Here is a 19,576-nt window from a genome sequence, read left to right as displayed (position 1 = left end):
TTCTAAAAATATTTTTTATTAAATTTTAACCTAAACCAACGTCTAAAGACATCATTACTATAAATCCACCAATAAAACCAAGAGTAGCAATATCTGTGTATTTATCTCTTTGGGTTTCCGGAATCACCTCTTCTACTACCACAAAAATCATTGCCCCTGCTGCAAACGCCAAAGCATAAGGTAAAATTGGTGTAAAAAAAGATACTGCTAAAGCACCTAAAACTGCTGCAACTGGTTCTACAACTGCAGATAACTGTCCGTACCAAAAACTTTTTAATCGACTAACACCTTGCCTTCTTAAAGGCATTGCAACGGCAAAACCTTCGGGAAAATTCTGAATTCCAATTCCGATTGCTAAAGAAATAGCTGCAACAATCATTTCTGTTTGTTCTACCCCCACAAGTGTCGATGCTGCCCCAAACAAAACACCAACTGCCAAACCTTCTGGAATATTATGCAATGTTATCGCCAAAACTAATAACGTTGTTTTATGCCATTCAGTTTTTACTCCTTCTGCCTCATTTTCTTTAAAATTGATATGTAAATGTGGTAAAATTTTATCCATTCCAAAAAGAGACAAAGCTCCTAATCCAAACCCAATGGCTGCCGGTAAAACTTTTAAAAAACCCTCTCCAGGACTGTTATCTATTGCTGGAGCTAGTAAACTCCAAAAACTTGCGGCCACCATTACGCCTCCCGTAAAACCTAGCATACCGTCTAAAACTGCTCTGTTTAATTTTTTAAAAAAGAAGACTAAAGATGCTCCCAGAGCTGTTAAACCCCAGGTAAAAAGAGAAGCATATAATGCTGCCAATATTGGGTGTTCTTTTCCAAATACTACTAGTTGATCGAATGTACTCATTATTTTTTCATATATAAATTGTTCGCAATTTTATTTGAAATTGAAAATTTCTTATTGTCCATTTCAATGGATAAAGAATCATCAAAATCTTCTTTTTCTAATACTGTAATTTGTTTTCCTAAAGTGATTCCCTTTTTATCTAAATAACGTAAAAATTCTGATGACGAATCGTCTACACCTACACAAACACCGCTTTCATTTTTATAAAAGGTAGATAATAAGCTTTTTTCAATAATTTTTAAATTTCCTTCTTTATCCGGAATTGGATCTCCATGAGGATCATTGCTTGGAAATCCTAAAAAAGAATCTAACTGATTGATTAATTTTGGAGATTTTATATGTTCTAATTGTTCTGCTACATCATGTACTTCGTCCCAAGAAAAATTTAATTTTTCAACCAAAAAAACCTCCCATAACCGGTGTTTTCTTACAATATTTGCTGCGGTCTTTTTTCCATAATTAGTTAATTTTACCCCTTGATATTTTTTATAAACTACCACCTCCTTTTCAGATAGTTTCTTAACCATATCTGTTACTGAAGAAGCTTTTGTTTCTAATTTTTTAGCAATAGAATTTGTACTAATTCCTTTATCGGCATCTATTTCTAAATGATAAATTGCTTTTAAATAATTTTCTTCAGAAAGTGTAAACATTTTATTTAATAATTGTAAAACAAAGATATACTTTTTATTTTAATATAAATATATTTTTAGACAAGTCTAAAAATATATTTATATTTGCGTAAATTTAAAATGAAAAAGTGAACATATTTATCAAACTTATTTTGTTTTTAGGAATTACCAGTTCTTACGGACAAACAAATACTATTTCAGGAAAGATTAAGTCAGGAAGTGGAGTTTTACCTTATGCAAATATTTATTTGAAGAAGACAAAAATTGGCACAACGTCTAATGAAAATGGGTTTTATGAATTACGCAACATCCCGAAAGGGAACTATACGCTTATTGTAAGCAGTATTGGATATCAAACAAAAACAATAAAAATATCCTTTAATAGCAATCAAAAACTGACTAAAAATTTTTCTTTATCCGAAAATAATTCTTTAGATGAAATTGTTATCTCAGGAACTTTACGTCCTGTAACAAAATCGAACAGCCCTGTACCTGTTGAAGTATATAGTACATCTTTTTTTAAGAAAAACCCAACGCCTTCTATTTTTGAATCTATGCAAAATGTAAATGGTGTTAGGCCACAATTAAATTGCAATGTTTGTAATACGGGAGATATCCATATTAATGGTTTAGAAGGACCTTATACATTCGTTTTAATTGATGGAATGCCGATTGTTAGCGGGCTTTCTACAGTTTATGGTTTAACAGGAATACCACAAGCATTAATAGAACGTGTTGAAGTTGTTAAAGGATCAGCATCTACATTATATGGTTCTGAAGCTGTTGGAGGTATTATAAACATCATCACAAAAAGACCCTCAAATTCCCCTAAATTAACTACTGATACTTTTACAAGTTCTTGGGGAGAAATAAATACTGATGTTGGTTTACGTTATAAATTATCAGAAAAAATTGAAAGTCTATTAGGAGTAAATTATTTCAATTATCAAAATAGAATAGATAATAATGAAGATGGGTTTACAGATTTAACTTTACAGCATCGAATTTCATTTTTTAATAAAATAAATATCGAAAGAAAGAATAACAAAGTATTTACAATCGCTGGAAGATACGTCTATGAAGATAGATGGGGAGGTGAAATGGATTGGGAAAAAAAATACAGAGGAACCAACATTAAATATGGTGAAAGCATCTACACAAATAGATGGGAAACTTTTGGAACATACCAATTACCAACCACTGAAAATATTAATTTTCAATTTAGTGCAAATGGCCATTATCAAGATTCTTTTTATGGCACAGATAAATATGAGGCAGCACAACTGATTGGCTTTGGACAATTTGTCTACAATAAAAGAATTAAAGAAAATCATAACTTTTTATTAGGTATTGCATACAGATATACCTTTTATGATGATAATACATTTGCCACAATTGATGAAAATGGGATTAAAAATAAACCCTCAAAAACTCATTTACCTGGTATTTTTCTGCAGGACGAAATTAACCTTAACAAACAAAATAAATTATTATTAGGCGCAAGATGGGATTATAATAGTATACATGGAAATATTTTCTCGCCAAGGATAAATTACAAGTGGAATTCAAAAGATAAATCAGATATTTTTAGAGTAAGTATTGGAAATGGATTTAGAGTCGCAAATGTTTTCACAGAAGATCATGCCGCTTTAACAGGAGCTAGGGAAGTAGAATTTAGGGGACAATTAAAACCTGAAACTTCTTGGAATACAAACATCAACTATGTAAAAAAAATAAATACAGAAAATATATTTATCACCTTTGATACAAGCATATTTTATACATATTTTAATAATAGAATTTTACCTGATTATGAATCTGATCCTAACAAAATTATTTATGCCAACTTAAATGGATACTCAATATCTAAAGGAATTTCTTTTACTTCCGACATTTTGTTTACAAATGGTTTTACCATGAATATAGGTGCTACTTTTATGGATGTTTCTGTTACAGAAAACAACATTAAAACAAGGCAATTATTAACTGAAACATTTAGTGGTGTTTGGTCTATTTCTTATAAGTTTGATACTAACTTTACTTTAGATTACACTGGTAATTTATATGGCCCAATGCGTTTACCCTTGCTTGGAGTAAACGACAATAGGGCTGAATTTTCTCCATGGTTTAGCATTCAAAACATTCAGTTAACAAAAAAATTTAGCAATAGTTGGGAAGTTTATGGAGGGATAAAAAACCTATTAAACTTTACACCACCTGCAAATAGTATTAACAATGCAAACAACCCTTTTGACATTGGGATTGACACAGTAAAAAATCCTGAATTAGCTTTTGACCCAAGTTATGTTTATGCTTCGAATCAAGGTATTAGAGCATTTGCAGGTATACGATTTACACTTTTTTAAATGAATAAAATATTTCTTTATATTTTGTTGTGTGGATATTTTACAACGAATGCACAGACAAAAAAAACAACGTTAAAAGTGTATACTTTTCCTGAAATAGAAAAACTGCATCAACAAAATCCAAAACCAATTGTAGCTTTTGTTTATACTGATTGGTGTAAAATTTGTTTTGCAATGAAGAAAACTACTTTTACAAATGATAAAATAATACATCTTTTAAATAATCAATTCTATTTCGTAAAACTAAATGCAGAACAAAAAGAAGATATTGTTTTTTTTAAAAAAACATTCATTTATAAACCTTCAGGAAATAAAACAGGGATAAACGAATTAACAAAAGAATTAGCATCCATAAATGGAAAAATTAGTTATCCAACAACAACTATTTTGAATTCCAATATTGAAATCGATTTACAAATAGATAATTATATCGGTAGTAAAAATATGCAAACAATTCTAATGAAGTTTTTAACCTTGAATGAGAATTAATGTTTCTCGTCCCAAATTCGCTTGCGCCCCTCTCCTCCTGCAGCCGAATTAATATTAAAGTTATAGACAATACCCCCAATTGCCTGAAAATGAGAAGCCATTGATTCAGAGCTAGAAGACACATTTTTATACATTATTCTTCCCGTAAGACCTACTCTTTCAGAAACCCAAATAGTAGCACCACCCATTATATTTAAACTTAAGGATCCCTGAGGGTTTGGTGTGGTAGTAGCCCCTTTAATGTAACCAAATCCAATACCTCCAAAAGGAACTATATTTAAAAAAAGTTCTGGCAATTCGTACCTTAAATAAGTATCAAAAGAGGAATATTTAAATGCGTTTACCCCTTTCCTAGCTTGCAAAAATTCAACAGTGTATATAAAGTCCACTGATAGGTTTTGTCCTAATTTTCGACTAATTTCGATACTTGGGAATTGCATATTAAAATTTTCTTTAACCTTTTTAGAAGCCTCATCCCCAAACATTACTGTAGACAAACTAACACCAACTGTCCATTTGTTTTGGTCATTTTGAGAACTTAATGAACAAGACAAAAACAGCATAAATATTATAATTAAATTTTTCATAAAAGAACGATATCTTACTACATATAAAAGTAAGTAAAAATTAGGACCCATTTCGTTAATATATACTTTTTCTTTTAAAAAAATCCCCAAGTTTAAAATTGCATAAAACATCCGCCATAAACTTAAAACGGGTCTTAATAACCTCTAATCCTTTTTCTGAAAATTTATACATTATCTGCTAAACTACAACAAATCTTTAGCAGCTTTTGCCCCGGAAAAAGCTACTAAAAAACCATCACACTCTTCCTACTTGAAAAAATTATCAAACCATTACTTTTACATACACCTAGTCCATGAAAAAATAAAAAGTTTGAAAAACATTTTCAATAAGCCTATTTCAAATTAATATATTTGCATAAAATATTTTACGTTGAGTACCCAAAACATTGTAAATAAATATCAAAATTCTACGAATGTTTCGCAGATAATTATAGCACTTCAACAAGACCAAAACCATTTTCAAATTACGAATTTGGTGGGCTCATCATTGTCTTTTGTTATCTCAGAAAGCTTTAAAAAAACAGACAAACCTTATCTTTTAATCTTTAATGACAAAGAAGAAGCAGCTTATTATTTAAACGATTTAGAACAACTTTTAGGTGATAAAAATGTGCTTTTTTACCCTGGATCCTATAGAAGACCTTATCAAATTGAAGAAACCGACAATGCAAATGTTTTATTGCGTTCTGAGGTTTTAAACAGGATTAATTCTCGTAAAAAACCCGCTGTAATTGTAACGTATCCTGCTGCCTTATTTGAGAAAGTAGTTACTAAAAAAGAATTAGAAAAAAATACTTTAAAAGTTGCGGTTGGTGAAAGCTTATCGCTCGATTTTGTAAATGAAGTTTTATTTGAATATAAATTTAAACGAGTTGACTTTGTTACTGAGCCTGGCGATTTTTCTGTAAGAGGCGGAATCATTGATGTCTTCTCATTCTCTAATGATGAGCCTTATAGAATTGAATTTTTCGGAGATGAAATTGACAGTATCAGAACTTTTGATGTAGAAACTCAACTTTCGAAGGAAAAAATGAAGAAAGTTTCTATCATGCCAAATGTAGAAAACAAAACTTTTGAAGAAAATAGAGAAAGTTTCTTAAAGTATATTTCGTCTAAAACGGTCGTTTTCATCAAAAATATTGACTTATTAGTAGGTAATTTGGATAAATTCTTTCAAAAATCAGAAGAAGCTTTCAAAGATGTATCCAAAGAAATTAAACATGCAAAACCATCAGAATTATTTTGTGATGGTAATTTTATTAAAAACCAATTACAAGATTTTACTTTAGTAAATTTTGGGAGATCAACAGCTAAAGACCAATTAGAAATTGTTTTTAATGTAAAACCACAGCCTTCCTTTAACAAACAATTCAATTTACTAATTGATGATTTAAATGAACATCATTTAGCGGGCTTTACCAACTATATCTTTTGTGCAAATGAACAACAAGCTAAACGGTTCCATGATATTTTTGATGATGCGGAACAAGAAGTTCATTATGAAACAGTAGTTTTTCCTCTATATCAGGGTTTTGTAGATATAAACAACAAATTACTTTGCTATACAGATCATGAAATATTTGAACGTTATCATAAATTTAGATTAAAAAATGGGTATGCAAAAAAGCAGGCTATCACACTTCAAGAATTAAATAAACTTGAAATTGGAGATTATGTAACCCATATGGATCACGGAATTGGAAAATTTGGTGGTTTACAAAAAATCGATGTCCAAGGAAAAAAGCAAGAAGCTATTAAATTAGTCTATGGAGAAAGAGATATTTTATATGTAAGTATTCATTCACTTCATAAGATTTCTAAATTCAATGGAAAAGACGGAAAAGCACCAAAAATATATAAATTAGGTTCCGGTGCTTGGAAAAAAATAAAACAAAAAACCAAAGCGAGAGTTAAACATATTGCCTTTAATTTAATTCAGTTGTATGCAAAAAGAAAATTGCAAAAAGGTTTTGCATTTGGACCAGATACGCATATTCAACATGAATTAGAAGGAAGTTTTATGTATGAAGATACGCCAGATCAATTTACAGCCACTCAAGATGTAAAAAATGATATGGAAAAAGAACAACCGATGGATAGATTGGTTTGTGGTGATGTTGGTTTTGGGAAAACTGAAGTTGCCGTAAGAGCTGCTTTTAAAGCAGTTGACAATGGTAAACAAGTGGCTATTTTAGTGCCAACAACTATCTTAGCTTTTCAACATTATAAGACATTTACAGAACGTTTAAAAGATTTTCCCATTAAAATAGATTACTTAAATAGGTTTAGAACTGCTAAACAAAAAACGGCTGCAATTGAGGGCGTAAATAAAGGTGAAGTTGATATTATTATTGGAACGCATCAATTAACCAATCAACGTTTAAAATTTAAAGATTTAGGGTTATTAATTATTGATGAAGAACAGAAGTTTGGTGTTGCTGTAAAAGATAAATTAAAAACGCTCAAGGAAAATGTTGACACTTTAACGCTAACTGCGACCCCTATTCCAAGAACCCTGCAATTTAGTTTAATGGCGGCAAGAGATTTATCAGTTATAAAAACTCCTCCACCAAACAGACATCCTATAGAAAGTAGTGTTATTCGTTTTTCTGAGGAAACCATTAGAGATGCTATTTCTTATGAAATTTCTAGAGGAGGACAAGTTTTTTTCATTCATAACAGAATTGAAAACATTAAAGAAGTTGCTGGTTTGTTGCAAAGATTAGTGCCATCTGCAAAAATTAGTATTGGCCACGGACAAATGGAAGGTAAAAAACTGGAAGCTTTAATGCTCGGTTTCATGAATAATGAATTTGATGTCCTAGTATCTACAACTATTGTAGAAAGTGGTTTAGACGTGCCAAATGCAAACACAATTTTTATAAATAATGCTAATAATTTTGGCTTGTCCGATTTGCATCAAATGCGAGGTCGAGTTGGGCGTTCTAACAAAAAAGCATTCTGTTATTTTATAACGCCTCCTTATCACATGATGACCGATGATGCCAGAAAAAGAATAGAAGCGCTGGTTTTATTTTCTGATTTAGGAAGCGGAATTAATATTGCAATGAAAGATTTAGAAATTAGGGGTGCTGGAGATTTATTAGGCGGCGAACAAAGTGGCTTCATCAATGATATTGGCTTTGACACCTATCAAAAAATATTACAGGAAGCTATTGAGGAACTAAAAGAAAATGAATTTAAAGAATTGTATCCAGCAGACAACTCTAAACCTAAAGAGTTTGTAAAAGAGGTGCAAATTGATACAGATTTTGAAATTTTATTTCCTGATGACTACGTAAATTCAATTACGGAAAGATTGAGTTTATATAACAAATTAGGCAGCTTAAAAACAGCAGAAGAATTACAAGTTTTTGAAACAGAAATTGTAGATAGATTTGGAGAAGTGCCAAATGAAGTCTTGGATCTTTTAGATTCTGTTAGAATAAAATGGTTAGCAAAAGAATTAGGTTTAGAGAAAATCATTTTAAAACAAAAAAGAATGATTGGGTATTTTGTTTCTAATCAGCAAAGTGAATTTTATCAAACAGCAGCATTTTCAAAAATGCTAAAATATGTTCAACAGAATTCTAAAAATTGTGTAATGAAAGAGAAAGAAACTAAAAACGGATTACGTTTATTAATTACCTTTATTAAAATAGATTCTGTAAAAACAGCTTTACAAATATTAACCAGAATCTAATGGAAAACTCGCATAATAAAAACTTATCTCTATTACTGTTAGCAACCCTTTTTATAAGTACTTCTGGTGTTTTAGGAAAATATATTGCGCTACCTAGTGAAGTAATTATTTTATGCAGAGCCAGTTTTGCTTCTGTATTTATGTATCTATTTTGTCGATTTAAAAAGGTGAATTTAAAAATAAAATCGAGAAAGGATTTTTTCTCTTTTACCATAAGCGGTTTTTTTATGGGTGCTCATTGGGTCACTTATTTTATAGCTTTAAAACTTTCTAACGTAGCCTTAGGTATGCTTTCTTTGTACACTTTCCCTGTAATTACTGCTTTTTTAGAACCTTTTTTTTCAAAACAGAAATTAAATCCGATTCATATTTTTTTCGCAATTTTAGTATTAATTGGAGTTTACATACTAGTTCCAGATTTTTCTTTAAACAACGATCAGTTAAAAGGAATTTTATTCGGAATTCTTTCTGCCTTCTGCTACGCTTTGAGAAACCTTACTTTAAAAAAACATATTAAAAATTACAATGGAAGTGCATTAATGCTGCACCAAATGGTTATTGTTTCTGTCTTACTAGCTCCTGTGTTGTTTCTAAGTGATTTTTCTAATTTTGAAAGTCAACTACCATTTTTAGTTCTAATTGCTTTATTAACGACTGCAATTGGTCATACGATGATGGTAAATTCTTTGAATCATTTTTCTGTTTCTACAGCAAGTATTATAAGCAGTGTTCAACCAATTTTTGGAATAATAATTGCCTTCGTTTTCGTAAATGAGATACCAAGTATTAATACTTTTATTGGAGGGGGTCTAATTTTATTAACAGTTGTTCTTGAAAGTATAAGGATTAGAAAATAAAAATATTAAGACACCTATTTAGCGCTTATATCTAAGTAATTACGCTTTACAAATTCTAAAATTGTTTCTAAAATCTCTCCCATATTTTTATTATCCTTAAACTTTACATCGTGTACATATTCTATTAAATGCTTCTTCAATAATTCTACATTTTCAGGAAAAGAAATAGTGTCATTTTTCATACAATTAATTAATTGTGCTGTTCTATCCGGAGAACTAATCATTCTCTTCGCGATGTAAGAACGCTCTTCCGCTTTATATTGGTTTATTGAGCTATTTTCCAATTTTCTTCCTACCATTTCTACCATCTTAAAGTTTTCTTTTAAAAACTGTAAGTTGTAAACTTTTAAATTTCCTTCAAAAGATTGCTGGTCAAAATCTATAGCTCTAATTTTATAAATAATCTGATCAAAATCATGGATAGGCGTAATTACATAATTATAAGAACGCATATCTCCCAACAATCGGATGAAACATCGTTCTTTAAATTTAACAAACTCCTTAGCAATTTGAGCCTTTTCCGATTTTGTACACTTTGGCAATATATTATGAATAAAGTCATCTCCTGGAATACCAGAAATATGCTCTTCAATTAGGGTATCTTTATAAACTAAATAGTTTATATTATAAGGAGATAACAAATGTTCTAACTCTAAACCATATACTCGGGAAGCATCTGCTTTTTTTACATAAAAATAAGTAAAGTTATCATTTAAAATGTTTCTTACTTTAATGCGAAAAGGCTTAGAATTACCAAATGTGCAAAAATCTATAGCATCTACGTTAAGAAAAGGGATTGTATTTTCATTACCATCAGAATGCAATAGTGTATAAATCTTTTTAAGACTTAAATCTATTTCTTTCCTTTCAAATTCATTGTAAAATGTCCTTACCCAAAGAGTATCTTCATCATTTTTATCATAGACAGATACAGAACCTTGAAAACGAAGTAAATCGTTGTAAAAAATAGGAATTACCGTACTCCTATTGTGCTTCACTAAAAAATTTTCTAAGGATTTACTTATTGGAAAAGTAGGTTTTTTTTTTGATATTAATTTTTCTTCTAAAGACATTTTCTAGGATTGAGTCACCTCAAAAATAAGGATTATTAAATAAGTTCAAACATCTTTCCTGGTAAAGGTTTTGTAATCCCTTTTAATTCCATTTGTAATAAAATTGCTGACAATTGATACATAGGAATATTACATTCTAAAGAAATTACATCCAATAATTGTTGCCCTTTTTCGTGCAATAAATCATAGATTTTTTGCTCGTTTTCATTTAACTCAACAAATAATTGTTTCTGAATTATTTTTGATTTTTCATTCAAATCCCAATTTAACATTTTTACAATATCTTTAGCCGACGTTAACAAATTTGCCTGGTTATTTTTAATTAAATTATTACAGCCTTTACTATAAATATCTGTTGTTCTACCAGGAACTGCAAACACATCTTTGTCATAAGAATTGGCAATATCTGCAGTAACCAAAGAGCCTCCTTTTGCAGCAGACTCTACAATAATAGTAGCTTTTGAAATACCCGCAACAATTCTATTTCTCTTTAAAAAATTTTCTCTTAATGGAGCTTCCTCACTCCAAAACTCTGTTAAAAACCCCCCATTTTCATTTACTTCATTAATATGTTTTTTATGAACTTTTGGATAAATTTGCTCAAAACCGTGGGCTAAAACTGCAATTGTTTGTAGCTTGTTTTTTACAGCCGCTTTGTGCGCACAAATATCCACTCCGTAGGCAAAACCACTTATGATTATAGGATTATATTCCGCTAAATCTTCTATTAATTTGTTACAAAAATCTCTTCCATAAGAACTCATATTCCTTGTACCGACAATAGAAATTATCTTATCATTTTTCAAGTTTATATTTCCATCTTTGAATAATAAAATTGGACTATCAATACAATTATGAAGATTGTAAGGGTAATCATCCTCTAAAAAATAAGAATATTGAATTTTATTTTTTTTGATATAGGCCAATTCTTGTTTCGCCTTAAGTATATTCTCGGTATCAAACAAATGTTTGATTGCATGACTCCCAATGCCGTTGATTTTTTGAAGAGTAGCTGATTTTTCTTTAAAAATCTGAGCAACATCTCCCACAGTAACAATAAGTTTTTTAGCTAAAATATCGCCAATAGCTTTACTTTTCTGCAAGCGCAAAACAGCTAATAAATTTTCTTCTTCCAATAGATAACAATTTGAGTACCAATATAAAAAATAATTGTTGATAAAATTTATATGAAATCCCTTTTCAAAACATCTATTTTTTTATATTTGTTTATATGAATTTAGCCAACTACATTAGCGATTTACTTTACAGGTATAATTGTGTAATTATTCCTGATTTTGGTGGTTTTGTGACCAACAAAATTGGCGCAAAAGTGAATGAAACTTCAAATACCTTTTATCCACCAGCAAAACAAATTACGTTTAATAGTCACTTAAAAGTGAATGATGGTTTGTTGACAAACTACATAGCTTCATCAGAAAACATCACATTTGAAAAAGCTTCTAGAATAATTGCTTTGTCCGTTACTGAATGGAAAAACGAAATCAACACAAAACCTATACAAATAGGGGCAGTTGGCGTTTTAACATTAAATGAAAATGATCAGATAATTTTTGAACCCAATACTACCGTTAATTATTTAACCGAATCTTTTGGGTTAACTTCAGTAGCATCTGAATCAATAAAAAGAAACATAGCAAAAGTAAAACCTTTAATTCCAATCTTAAAAAAAGAAAACAAAAAAGGAATTCCTACTTTTATAAAATATGCTGCTACTGCTGCGATAATGTTAACACTCAGCTTTGCTGGCAACAATGCATATCAACAAAATAAACAAGAGTCAATAATAGCAAATCAAGAAAAAGCTATTGAGAAAAAAATTCAATCCGCTACTTTTGTAATTACTAATCCTCTGCCAACAATAGCGTTAAATGTTTTGAAAGAAGAGGTAGTTTCAAAACCTTATCACGTTGTAGCTGGTGCTTTTCAGTTTCCTGAAAATGCAGAAAAAAAAGTAAATCAACTAAAGAAACAAGGTTACAAAGCAAGTATTCTTGGTGCAAATAAATGGGGATTAATAGAAGTAGCTTTTGATAGTTTTTTAGATAAAAATGAAGCTATTAATAACCTATATAAAATACAAGCAACAGTTTCGGAAGATGCTTGGTTACTGATAAAAAAGTAATATTTATTTAGAGTCTATACTTATATTTGTAGAAATTTTTAAAATGGAAGCAAAGACATCTCAAGAATCTTTAACGATACTTACAGATCTGGTTTTACCAGGAGAAACTAATTATTTAGACAATCTTTTTGGAGGAGAATTATTAGCAAGAATGGATAGAGCTTGCAGCATTGCTGCCAGACGTCATTCTAGAAGAATTGTGGTAACTGCTTCCGTAAATCATGTTGCTTTTAACAAATCTGTTCCTGTCGGGAGTGTAGTTACTGTAGAAGCTAAAGTTTCTAGAGCTTTTAAATCATCCATGGAGATTTATGTTGATGTTTGGATTGAAGACAGACAATCCGGCCAAAGAACAAAAGTTAATGAAGGTATTTATACTTTTGTAGCTGTTGATGAAACTGGAAAACCGGTAAAGATTCCACAAATTATACCAGAAACAACTTTAGAAAAAGAACGTTTTGAAGGGGCTCTTAGACGCAAACAATTAAGCTTAATTTTAGCAGGAAAGATGAAACCAGATGATGCCACAGAGATTAAAGCTTTATTCAAATAAAAAATATGGAGTTTACAGATTATAAAATATTGTGGTCGATAGCGGTAATTATATTTATTTTTTTTACTCGTCTTTTTATTGCTAGATCGTTGAAAAAAATTCAAGTTAAATTCAGTTTCCAAAAAGCAAGAATATTAGTAACCAATAAAATAATTACAATACTTCTTTATATTTCTTTAATTGTAATTATTTCATTTATTTGGGGGGTTGATGAAAAACAATTACTTATTTATATTTCTTCATTTTTAACTATTTTAGGAATTGCTTTCTTTGCACAATGGTCTCTCTTATCTAATATTACAGCAGGTATAATTTTATATATAAATTATCCTGTTAAGATAGGTGACACTATTACAGTGCTTGAAAAAGACAACAATATTACTGGTGAAATTAGAGATATTGGGGCATTTTTTATCACTTTAAAAACACAAGAAAATGAATTAATTACAATGCCTAATTCTATTATCCTCCAGAAAAATATTAAATACGATTCTGAATAAAGAATATCATTAAAATTAGATTGTATATTAGCGTGTATGCTATTATAAAAAATCTAATCTTATGATCCAATCTTACAAGAAAAACCCAACTTTAGCAGAAAATTACGATTCCATAATTATAGGCTCCGGAATGGGAAGTTTCTCTGCGGGAGCTATTCTTGCAAAAGAAGGGCAAAAAGTTTTGGTTTTAGAACGCCATTATATTGCTGGAGGATTTACGCATATTTTTAAACGCAAAGGTTTTGAATGGGATGTTGGCATCCATTATATAGGGGAGGTTCAAAGAAAAACTTCAGTGATTAAAAAATTGTTCGATTACATTTCTGATGCCCAAATACAATGGGCAGATATGGGGGCTGTATATGATAAAATTATAATTGGAGATAAAGAATATGATTTTGTTAAAGGTGTGCAGAACTTTAAAAATAAAATGCTTACTTATTTTCCTGATGAAAAACAGGCTATAGATGCTTATGTGAACTTGGTTTTTAAAGCAATAAAAACAAGTCAGAAATTTTATATGGACAAAGCTTTGCCTCCAATTATGAGCTCACTTATTGGTGGTAAAATGCGCAAACCTTTTTATAATTTCTCTGATAAGACCACTTATGAAGTTTTAAGTTCTATCACTAAAAATGAAGAACTTATAAAAGTACTCTCTGGTCAGTATGGAGATTATGGTTTACCTCCAAAACAAAGCAGTTTTGTTATGCATGCAGCTGTAGCCAAACATTATTTTGCTGGTGGAAGTTTTCCTATTGGAGGCTCGTCTGAAATTGCAAAAACAATTGATAAAGTTATAGAAAAAGCTGGTGGAACTATTTTAATTAGCGCAGAAGTTGATAAAATCATCATTAAAAACAACAAAGCCGTTGGTGTACAAATGAAAGATGGAAAAACCTTTACAGCAAAAAATATTATTTCTGGAGCAGGAATTATGACTACCTATAACAAATTAATCCCGTCAGATATTGCAGAGAAACATCAACTAAAACAACAATTACAAACCGTAAAAAGATCGGTTTCTCATGCTTGTTTATATATTGGCTTAAAAGGCTCTCCTGAAGAACTAAAGCTGCCAAAAACGAATTATTGGATCTATCCTGACAACATAGATCATGATACAGCTATAGATAATTATGTGCATAATTTAAATGCTGATTTTCCAGTAGTTTATATTTCATTTCCTTCAGCAAAAGACCCTGATTGGACTAACAGATACCCAGGAAAAAGTACCATAGATATTATTACATTATTGCCTTATGACGGTTTTAAAAATTGGGATGGCACCAAATGGATGAAACGTGGCGAAGAATATGAAGCATTAAAAGAAAAAATCTCAAAGCGATTATTAGAAGTTTTGTTTAAACACATACCACAGGCAAAAGACAAAATTGAACATTATGAACTCTCTACACCTTTAACAACAAAGCATTTTATCAATTATGACGAAGGTGAAATTTATGGTTTAGACCACACACCAAAACGTTTTAGACAAAAATTCTTAAAGCCAAGAACACCTATTAAAAACTTTTATTTAACTGGGCAAGATGTTGTCACTGCAGGAGTCGCAGCGGCTTTATTTTCTGGTGTAATTACAACATCTGCAATGACAGGGAAAAATATTATTAAAAAAGTAATGAAAGGATAATTACCTCTTCAATATCCAAGAAGCCGGGTTTAAACGTGTAGTATTTTTAAATAACACAAAAATAAGTTTGGTTTTTTTAGAAATTTTATCTGTAAATATTTTACCGATTTTTTGCCCTGTTAAAATTTTATCGCCTTTTTTAACAAAGGAATTTTCAAGGTTATTATATGAAGTAATATAATTTCCATGTCTAATTAACACGTTTTTTGTACCTCCAGAACCTAGTAGAATATTCAAAACCTCACCATTATAAATCGCTTCGGCATTACTTCCATTACTGGTAACAATATGCAATCCTGTTCCATTTATTGTTATTCCCGGAAATGTAGGATGCGCTTGTTTACCAAACTTTCTAACAACTAAACCTTCTTTAACGGGCCAAGGCAACAATCCTTTATTCAATTCAAATTTTGCAGCTAATGCTTTTGCTTCTGGACTTAGAATAAATTCATTTTTCTTTCTTGCTACTGATTTCGATTTCAACTTTGCTCTAGCTAATTTGTTAGCTCTTGCAATTTCGTCTCTTATAATTTTATCTATTTTATTAGCAACTCTTTTTTCTGCTTTAATTTGCTTTTGTAAATCCCTTTTGTAGGTTTTTTCTTTTCTTTTTATTTTGGTAATTAAATTTTCTTGCTTCTTTTTATCCGTTTCAATTTGTTGTTTTTCATTCTTTTCTGATAAAATTAACGTGTCTTTTACTCGCTTTTGATAGACTAAAGAATCTTTAATATTTTCAATAAAATCAGTTTGAATAACAATATCTTCTCCTTGCTTTTTTCTGAAAGAGGCATATTGTTTTATATACTCCAAACGTTTATAAGCTTGATAAAAATTTTGTGAAGACAACAAAAACATAGCTCTACTTTGTTGTGATTTACTCTTGTAAGATTTGTAAATCATCTCACCATAATCAGCTTTTAAATCAGCAAGATTTTTATGAAGCTTTTCTAATTTAATTTCATTGGTTTTTATCTCTTTGGATAAAAACTTAGCTTCTAAATTTATAGTAGAAATTAGCTTATTTCTAACGTCAATTTTTTGTTTAATATCTCTTAAATCCTCTAAAGCATTTTTCTCTTTTTTCTTTTCATCAAAAAGTAATTTATTCAACTTTATAATTTCTGATTTAAATTTTTTGCGCTGACTTTCTAACTCCTTTTTAGTTTGACTAAAAACAGAGAAACTCATCAGAAAACCTGATAAAAAAAGAATATGAAGCTTTTTATTATTCATTAAAATAGTAACCGTTTGTATCCATAAGGAATATTAAAAGACATTCTTACGTCCGTATCAAAAACAACAGACTTATAATACAAATCTATATTTGTAAAAGATTTTGCATTCTTTGCTTTCACCTTTATTTCTGCAGGAAAAACAACATCATCAACTAAATTATAAGAAGGGTATTTTATATCTAATCGTAAATTCTTAACAGCTTTTACAATCGATTGTTGTTCCAATTTAAAATGTGAAGGGTTTATTGTAAAAAAAATATCAAACAATTCTACTTGTTTTTCTGGTGATAAAATATACCTATTCTTCACAATTTCTACATTTTGTTTTTCTTCCTTTAAATTTAATAAAGATTGCCCTAAAAACAAATTTTGTAATTGTTCGAAATTAATTTCTACCCCTAATAATTTTTTAATCATAGAAAAATCACCTTCAAAATAATTTTTAAACAATGAAGAATAATAGCTTACTGAAGTTGGTGTAATTTTAGCTTTAAAAACGGTTATAAATTTAGTTCCCTTTAGTAAAATAACTTCGTCTTTTATAATTTTCATATTTACAGATAAACTTTGCTTAGTTTTTCCGTTGTTAAAATTTACTTTTAATTTTGCATCAACAGTTTCTTTATCAAAATTTGCTGCGATATGTTTTTTTGCTACTTTTCTTGCCGAAATTTCTTTGGCAATTGCATTGGCATCAATCATATTTTTTTTTGTTTTACAGGAAGTTAAAACAAGGGTAAAAAGGAGAATGTATTTTATGACCTTCATTTTCTAATTCTTCAAATTTTTAGCTTTTTGCTTGAACTTTTTTTCTTGTTTACTATTTCCTAGACCTTTAAATGCTTTGGCTATTTCAGTGTAAAAATCAACCTCCATTTCATCAACAATCACAAAATCAATACCATTTTTTAATGTAGTTAAAGCATTTTGAAAGTTTTTTTGATCATTTAAGATTTTTCCTTTTACTAAATACACAAACGGTTGTGCAGGAAAAAGTGCAATACCTTCTTCACAAAACTTTAATAAAGCAGTATCGTTATTCGTTGAATCTTTCAGGATTTGTTCTAAAATTTGATACGATTTATTGGTTTTAAATTGATGGATTAAAGAACTTAAATCAGATGGATTTATCTTCTTTTCTGAAATTTCTTTTCTCTTTTCTAAACTAGATTTTAATTTTTTTAAATTGGATGTTAATGTGTTTTCTTTTTCTAAAACATTCAATAAAGCACTTGCTTCTTTGTATTGACGGTCATACATCAATAATCTTGCTAATAACTCTCTTTCTTTTGGATGGATCGCTACTATCTGCTGCTGAATCTTAATAGCCTCTTTATAGTTTCTTTCTTTCTGATAAATTTTCACAAAATGCTTTAACATCCAAAGATTATGGATGTCTTTTGCCAATGACCTTTCGATATATTCTTTAGCTAATAAAGTATTGTTAAGTAATAGGTAGTTCTTAGAAAATTCAAAATAAACTGAAACATCGTTTGTTAAAATTTGATTACAGCTCTCTAAATTTTCAATTGCTTTTTGATAGTTTCCTATTGATTTTTCTGATAAAGCTTTAAAGAAAAATTCTTGAAATTTTAATTCTGCCTCTTCTGTTAAATCTTCTTTTGCTGGAATACTGTCTTGTGCAAAAATATTATTTGAGAAAAGAACAAAGAAAAAAGAGAAAAGAACCAACTTAACATAATCAAATTGCTTCTTTTCTCTTTTTTCTTTGTTCTTTCTGATAACGTACATTTATAGTAATTCTGTATAATCTCCGATACTCACAGAAGTGTAATTCCCATTATATTTCGCATGGTTTCCAATCATAGCATTGTCTAAATTTGCATTTGAAATTTGCACATTCGTTTGAATTAAAGAGTTTTCTATAATAGAATTTTCTACCACACTATGCTCACCAATAGAAACATAAGGTCCTATTTTCGTGTTTTTTAATACAACATTCGCGCCAACATAACAAGGTTGAATAATTTCTGAATTCTCTAAAACAACATCCGAAGAGACTAAATTGTTACCAGCAGCATACTCAAAGCCAAGTGTTTGTTTATTAGTGTCTACAGTTGGGTCTTTTTTACCACAATCCATCCAATCATTTACTTTACCTGGTATAAACTTTGCTCCTTGTTGTTTTAAAGACTCTAAAACATTTGTTATTTGGTATTCACCATTTTCTTTTAAATCATTATCAATTAAATATTGAATTTCATTTAAAATTTTTTCCCCACTTTTAAAATAATAAATACCAATAATAGCCAAATCAGAAACAAACTCTTTTGGTTTTTCAATAAAATCTGTAATAAACCCATCTTGCAATTTTACAACACCAAATGCGCTAGGGTTTTCAACTTGTTTAACCCAAATTGCGCCATCTACATCGACATCGAGAGTAAAGTCTGCTTTAAATAAAGTGTCTGCATAAGCAACAACACAAGGACCACTCAAAGATTCCTTTGCACAATAAATTGCATGTGCGGTTCCTAATGCTTCTTCTTGCACATATACAGTACCTTTTGCGCCCAATTCTTCTGCAATTTTTAATAAATTCTCTTCTGTATTTGTTGGAAATCCTTTTGCTACAGGGCCAATAATAAATGCTATTTCATCAATTTTTTCATCTATTACAGAAGCTATATCTTCTACCAAACGTTGCACAATTGGCTTACCTGCTATCACTGTTAATGGCTTTGGAACTGTAAGAGTATGGGGTCTTAAACGAGATCCAATCCCGGCCATTGGCACTATTATTTTCATGTTTTTTTCTAAATATTTCGAATGCAAGATACCATTAATTAAGAGATTCTAAAAATAGTTTTAACTGAAAAAAGTTGCAAAAAAAATGTAAAATATGCTTCAATTCCTCCTTGTAAATAGGGAGAAACCTCCTTGTAAATAGGGATGTAAAAA

At 29.8% G+C, this 19,576-nt stretch carries 17 protein-coding genes; 8 read left to right on the top strand and 9 right to left on the bottom strand.

Going from position 1 to position 19,576, the window contains the following annotated elements; translation table 11 throughout:
* Positions 1–25: 25 nt before the first annotated feature.
* Complete coding sequence (locus tag ATE90_RS01135; protein ID WP_091955222.1) at positions 26–862, bottom strand: ZIP family metal transporter; 837 nt, start codon at positions 860–862, stop codon at positions 26–28.
* Positions 862–1,515: a metal-dependent transcriptional regulator gene (locus tag ATE90_RS01130; RefSeq protein WP_036782897.1), complete on the bottom strand. Its 654-nt coding sequence runs from the start codon at positions 1,513–1,515 to the stop codon at positions 862–864. The genes ATE90_RS01135 and ATE90_RS01130 overlap by 1 nt, the downstream gene beginning before the upstream one ends.
* Before the next feature lie 113 nt (positions 1,516–1,628).
* Between ATE90_RS01130 and ATE90_RS01125 the strand changes: the two genes are divergently transcribed.
* Complete coding sequence (locus ATE90_RS01125; RefSeq protein ID WP_235317764.1) at positions 1,629–3,860, top strand: TonB-dependent receptor; 2,232 nt, start codon at positions 1,629–1,631, stop codon at positions 3,858–3,860.
* Positions 3,861–4,349 carry a thioredoxin family protein gene (locus tag ATE90_RS01120; RefSeq protein ID WP_036782894.1) on the top strand — a complete coding sequence of 163 codons (489 nt, stop codon included), beginning with the start codon at positions 3,861–3,863 and terminating at the stop codon, positions 4,347–4,349.
* On the opposite strand, the gene ATE90_RS01115 is transcribed toward ATE90_RS01120, so the two are convergent.
* A complete protein-coding gene (locus ATE90_RS01115) occupies positions 4,346–4,936 on the bottom strand; it encodes a hypothetical protein (protein WP_143741094.1) in 591 nt (196 codons plus the stop codon). The genes ATE90_RS01120 and ATE90_RS01115 overlap by 4 nt on opposite strands.
* A 370-nt stretch (positions 4,937–5,306) precedes the next feature.
* On the opposite strand from ATE90_RS01115, the gene mfd reads away from it, so the two are divergent.
* The gene (gene mfd, locus ATE90_RS01110) at positions 5,307–8,639 is read left to right on the top strand and encodes a transcription-repair coupling factor (RefSeq protein WP_036782889.1); all 3,333 of its coding nucleotides are present in this window, start codon (positions 5,307–5,309) and stop codon (positions 8,637–8,639) included.
* Positions 8,639–9,496 (top strand): DMT family transporter, encoded by an 858-nt coding sequence (locus ATE90_RS01105; protein ID WP_036782887.1) that lies wholly within the window; start codon positions 8,639–8,641, stop codon positions 9,494–9,496. The genes mfd and ATE90_RS01105 overlap by 1 nt, the downstream gene beginning before the upstream one ends.
* Positions 9,497–9,510: 14 nt before the next feature.
* Here the strand turns inward: ATE90_RS01105 and ATE90_RS01100 are convergent, their stop codons facing one another.
* Complete coding sequence (locus ATE90_RS01100) at positions 9,511–10,569, bottom strand: hypothetical protein (RefSeq protein ID WP_036782885.1); 1,059 nt, start codon at positions 10,567–10,569, stop codon at positions 9,511–9,513.
* Between the two features lie 35 nt (positions 10,570–10,604).
* A complete protein-coding gene (gene dprA, locus ATE90_RS01095) occupies positions 10,605–11,705 on the bottom strand; it encodes a DNA-processing protein DprA (protein WP_036782882.1) in 1,101 nt (366 codons plus the stop codon).
* 95 nt (positions 11,706–11,800) lie between these two features.
* On the opposite strand from dprA, the gene ATE90_RS01090 reads away from it, so the two are divergent.
* The 4 genes from ATE90_RS01090 (at position 11,801) to ATE90_RS01075 (ending at position 15,416) form a co-directional block, all read left to right on the top strand.
* Positions 11,801–12,712 (top strand): SPOR domain-containing protein, encoded by a 912-nt coding sequence (locus ATE90_RS01090; protein ID WP_036782879.1) that lies wholly within the window; start codon positions 11,801–11,803, stop codon positions 12,710–12,712.
* Positions 12,713–12,755: 43 nt separating this feature from the next.
* A complete protein-coding gene (locus ATE90_RS01085) occupies positions 12,756–13,265 on the top strand; it encodes an acyl-CoA thioesterase (RefSeq protein ID WP_036782876.1) in 510 nt (169 codons plus the stop codon).
* A gap of 89 nt (positions 13,266–13,354) precedes the next feature.
* On the top strand, positions 13,355–13,765 hold the full coding sequence (locus ATE90_RS01080) for a mechanosensitive ion channel domain-containing protein (RefSeq protein ID WP_162178835.1): 411 nt from the start codon (positions 13,355–13,357) through the stop codon (positions 13,763–13,765).
* Between the two features lie 61 nt (positions 13,766–13,826).
* On the top strand, positions 13,827–15,416 hold the full coding sequence (locus ATE90_RS01075; protein ID WP_036782870.1) for a phytoene desaturase family protein: 1,590 nt from the start codon (positions 13,827–13,829) through the stop codon (positions 15,414–15,416).
* Here the strand turns inward: ATE90_RS01075 and ATE90_RS01070 are convergent, their stop codons facing one another.
* The 4 genes from ATE90_RS01070 to ATE90_RS01055 form a co-directional block, all read right to left on the bottom strand.
* A complete protein-coding gene (locus ATE90_RS01070) occupies positions 15,417–16,652 on the bottom strand; it encodes a murein hydrolase activator EnvC family protein (protein WP_081958129.1) in 1,236 nt (411 codons plus the stop codon).
* Positions 16,652–17,356 (bottom strand): DUF4292 domain-containing protein, encoded by a 705-nt coding sequence (locus ATE90_RS01065; protein WP_231960006.1) that lies wholly within the window; start codon positions 17,354–17,356, stop codon positions 16,652–16,654. Before ATE90_RS01065 ends, ATE90_RS01070 begins: the two co-directional genes overlap by 1 nt.
* Positions 17,357–17,425: 69 nt before the next feature.
* The gene (locus tag ATE90_RS01060) at positions 17,426–18,406 is read right to left on the bottom strand and encodes a tetratricopeptide repeat protein (RefSeq protein WP_091955246.1); all 981 of its coding nucleotides are present in this window, start codon (positions 18,404–18,406) and stop codon (positions 17,426–17,428) included.
* On the bottom strand, positions 18,407–19,423 hold the full coding sequence (locus tag ATE90_RS01055) for a sugar phosphate nucleotidyltransferase (RefSeq protein ID WP_036782862.1): 1,017 nt from the start codon (positions 19,421–19,423) through the stop codon (positions 18,407–18,409).
* Between the last annotated feature and the right edge of the window lie 153 nt (positions 19,424–19,576).

It is taken from the genome of Polaribacter sp. Hel1_33_96 (assembly GCF_002846595.1).
GTDB lineage: Bacteria > Bacteroidota > Bacteroidia > Flavobacteriales > Flavobacteriaceae > Polaribacter.
Note: the sequence above shows the minus strand (reverse complement) of the source record. Positions and strands in the feature narration are given on the sequence as shown.

What these genes read in the sequence shown, in the direction of transcription:
- ATE90_RS01090 (WP_036782879.1), top strand. Translation starts at nt 11,801, where the DNA reads ATGAATTTAGCCAACTACATTAGCGATTTACTTTACAGGTATAATTGT.
- ATE90_RS01055 (WP_036782862.1), bottom strand. Translation starts at nt 19,423, where the DNA reads ATGAAAATAATAGTGCCAATGGCCGGGATTGGATCTCGTTTAAGACCC.
- ATE90_RS01070 (WP_081958129.1), bottom strand. Translation starts at nt 16,652, where the DNA reads ATGAATAATAAAAAGCTTCATATTCTTTTTTTATCAGGTTTTCTGATG.
- ATE90_RS01060 (WP_091955246.1), bottom strand. Translation starts at nt 18,406, where the DNA reads ATGTACGTTATCAGAAAGAACAAAGAAAAAAGAGAAAAGAAGCAATTT.
- ATE90_RS01120 (WP_036782894.1), top strand. Translation starts at nt 3,861, where the DNA reads ATGAATAAAATATTTCTTTATATTTTGTTGTGTGGATATTTTACAACG.
- ATE90_RS01115 (WP_143741094.1), bottom strand. Translation starts at nt 4,936, where the DNA reads ATGAAAAATTTAATTATAATATTTATGCTGTTTTTGTCTTGTTCATTA.
- ATE90_RS01065 (WP_231960006.1), bottom strand. Translation starts at nt 17,356, where the DNA reads ATGATTGATGCCAATGCAATTGCCAAAGAAATTTCGGCAAGAAAAGTA.
- ATE90_RS01135 (WP_091955222.1), bottom strand. Translation starts at nt 862, where the DNA reads ATGAGTACATTCGATCAACTAGTAGTATTTGGAAAAGAACACCCAATA.
- ATE90_RS01105 (WP_036782887.1), top strand. Translation starts at nt 8,639, where the DNA reads ATGGAAAACTCGCATAATAAAAACTTATCTCTATTACTGTTAGCAACC.
- ATE90_RS01100 (WP_036782885.1), bottom strand. Translation starts at nt 10,569, where the DNA reads ATGTCTTTAGAAGAAAAATTAATATCAAAAAAAAAACCTACTTTTCCA.
- ATE90_RS01075 (WP_036782870.1), top strand. Translation starts at nt 13,827, where the DNA reads ATGATCCAATCTTACAAGAAAAACCCAACTTTAGCAGAAAATTACGAT.
- ATE90_RS01085 (WP_036782876.1), top strand. Translation starts at nt 12,756, where the DNA reads ATGGAAGCAAAGACATCTCAAGAATCTTTAACGATACTTACAGATCTG.
- ATE90_RS01130 (WP_036782897.1), bottom strand. Translation starts at nt 1,515, where the DNA reads ATGTTTACACTTTCTGAAGAAAATTATTTAAAAGCAATTTATCATTTA.